The 2,263-nt window shown below is 76.0% G+C and carries 4 protein-coding genes; 3 read left to right on the top strand and 1 reads right to left on the bottom strand.

The features are described 5' to 3' along the window. The 3 genes from STBA_RS38210 to STBA_RS35285 all read left to right on the top strand — a co-directional run. The coding region (locus STBA_RS38210; RefSeq protein ID WP_171987932.1) for a hypothetical protein at positions 1–301 on the top strand (301 nt) is incomplete at its 5' end. Positions 302–336: 35 nt separating this feature from the next. Then, positions 337–657, top strand: coding sequence for a hypothetical protein (locus STBA_RS35290; RefSeq protein ID WP_077063894.1), 321 nt, complete (start codon positions 337–339; stop codon positions 655–657). Between the two features lie 87 nt (positions 658–744). Further along, positions 745–1,497, top strand: a complete 753-nt coding sequence (locus STBA_RS35285) for an NUDIX domain-containing protein (RefSeq protein WP_253195318.1) — start codon at positions 745–747, stop codon at positions 1,495–1,497. Positions 1,498–1,817: 320 nt separating this feature from the next. Here STBA_RS35285 and STBA_RS35280 read toward each other — a convergent pair. Further along, on the bottom strand, positions 1,818–2,263 hold a 446-nt coding region (locus STBA_RS35280), incomplete at its 5' end, for a Pycsar system effector family protein (RefSeq protein ID WP_171987931.1).

Genomic DNA, 2,263 nt, shown 5'->3' with positions numbered 1-2,263 from the left:
CGCGGCCGCCGCCGACCGCGACGACGCCCCGGTCACCATCACCGGCTGGGGCTACCAGGGCGAGCGGGTCCTCATCACCCCGGCCGGTCAGGTCCGGAGCGTCCCCGAGGGCGTGGCCGACCTCGCCATCGGGCTCATGGACCTCCGGGCCGCCACCGACCCGGACCGGCCGCTGGCCGCCTACCGGCACACCGACGACGGCCTCCGGCTCGTCGGCCTGATCCAGGGCTACAGCGGCTACCGGGACGACCCGGTCGCCGCCGCCATCGCCGCCCGCGGCGCCTACTACGCCGCGGCCTGACACCCGCAACCCGATCACCACACCGGAAGGACCACATGATCAGCACCGACATCCCCGCCAGCGGCACCGCCTACGAGGCCATGACCGAGGCCGAGCGCCTGGCGTACTGGCAGCGAGGCCAGGCCAGCCGCTACGCCGAGGCCCTGCGCGAGGGCCTGGAGCGGCTCGACCGCGTCGCCGCAAGCGAGGGCGACGACACCTTCGCGGCCGCCGCCGGCGACATCGCCTCGACCGCGCTGTGGATGCTCGCCGAGGCCCAGACCGACCGCCTCGTCTACAGCCACGCCGACCCGGCATGGCTGGAGGTGGCCGACCAGATCCGCACCCAGGCCGAACAGGCCCGATCCAGCCAGTGAGCACCAGGCGGCCCGGCCGAGATTGCGGCTCGGCCGGGCCGCAGAAACGTCCCGATCAGCGATCACGAGACAGAAAGCAGCGTATACATGACCAGCACGACCACCCCGACCAGCATCACGACCGGCCTGTACGAGGCGTGGACGACCGCCGCGCGCGACCTCCGCCGCCGCTACCGCGACGCGACCGCCAGCCAGTACTACGCCGCCGAGGCCCGCGCCCAGGCGCTGACCAATGGCGCCGTCCACGTCCACGTCGTCGACGACCTCGGCGCCTACCTCGTCGAGCGCATCCAGCGCACCGACGGGTGCGCCCGCGAGGCCTACGCGGCCATGCTCAACGACCTCCGCACCGCCGAGGCCACCGCGGCCGCGGCCGGGGACGACCGTGACCGGTACGCCTACGCCGCCGACGTCCTCGCCACCCGCCGCCACCCCGAGACCGGGGACGCCGAGCTGCTGATGATCCGCCGCGGCCACGAGCCCTACGTGGGCGCCTTGGCGTTCCCCGGCGGGCACGTCGACCCCGGCGAGACCAGCCGCCAGGCCGCTGCCCGTGAGGCCCTGGAGGAGACCCACGTGAGCGTCCCCGTCGACGAACTCCGCTTCGTCGGCCTCTACGACGCCCCCGGTCGCGACCCGCGCGGCCGCGTCATCGGCACCGCCTGGATGGTCCACCTCACCGGCCAGGACGCCCTGGTCGAGCCCGAGGCCGACGACGACGCCGCCGCGGCGGCGTGGGTGAGCATCGCCGCTCTGCTCTCCGGCCAGGCCGGGCTGGTCGCGTTCGACCACGCGCAGGTCATCGCCGACGCCGTCGACCGCTACCCGATCCCCGCCTGACCGCCCCAACCACGCTGCCCCCGCACCACCAGGTGCGGGGGCAGCGCCGTCTCCACCACCGCCCGCCGGGCCCGGCCGGTAAACATCTTGTTTACTCGACCGGCCGTCGCACCGGCGACGCCGTGACCAGCGGCAACACCGCAGGCCGCGCGCCCGTCGCCCGGTCGGTCGGAGTACGGCCGCCCCCACCTGGTCGGATACTCGCGGCTGCGACCGCCCCGGTCGCACCCGCCCACCCCGGCCCTGACCTCCATGTTGTCGTACCGATGCCGAAGGCCGGCCCCGCGCATGATGCGCGGGGCCGGCCTTTCGCCTTGGGGTCAGGCGGCGATGACGACGGCGGTCGCGGCCGCGGTCGCGGCGGCGCCGATCAGACCGATCGCCCACCGCGTCAAGGCGAACTTCCGGCGGGTGATCGCCCGGAGGCGGGCCAGCTCGGCCGAGCGGTCCTCGGCGGCGGCCGCCGGGTCGGCGAGATGCTGCGCCGCGGCGGCGCGCAGGTCGGCGGGCTCGACGGTCGCCTCGCGGCGGAGCCGGGGCCACACGGCCAGGCCCAGCAGGACGAGCGCGGTGACCGCCAGGGCCGCGCCGGTCCAGGCGGGGACCGCCGCGGCGGCCGGAAGACGCGCCCACGCCCCGGCGACGGTCGCGGCCGCGACCGTGGGCACGAGGCCCGCGGCGGCGAGGCCCGCTTTGTGGTCGGCGGCGCGGTGGGCCTCGCGTTCGGCGGCGATCCAGCCGTCGAGCACGTCCAGGACCACCGCCT

It is taken from the genome of Streptomyces sp. MP131-18 (genome assembly GCF_001984575.1).
Lineage (GTDB): Bacteria > Actinomycetota > Actinomycetes > Streptomycetales > Streptomycetaceae > Streptomyces > Streptomyces johnsoniae.
The sequence above is the reverse complement of the archived record's forward strand: the minus strand, read 5'-3'. Positions and strand labels throughout refer to the sequence as shown.

Coding starts and splice junctions, on each gene's coding strand:
- STBA_RS35290 (WP_077063894.1), top strand. CDS start 337: ATGATCAGCACCGACATCCCCGCCAGCGGCACCGCCTACGAGGCCATG.
- STBA_RS35285 (WP_253195318.1), top strand. CDS start 745: ATGACCAGCACGACCACCCCGACCAGCATCACGACCGGCCTGTACGAG.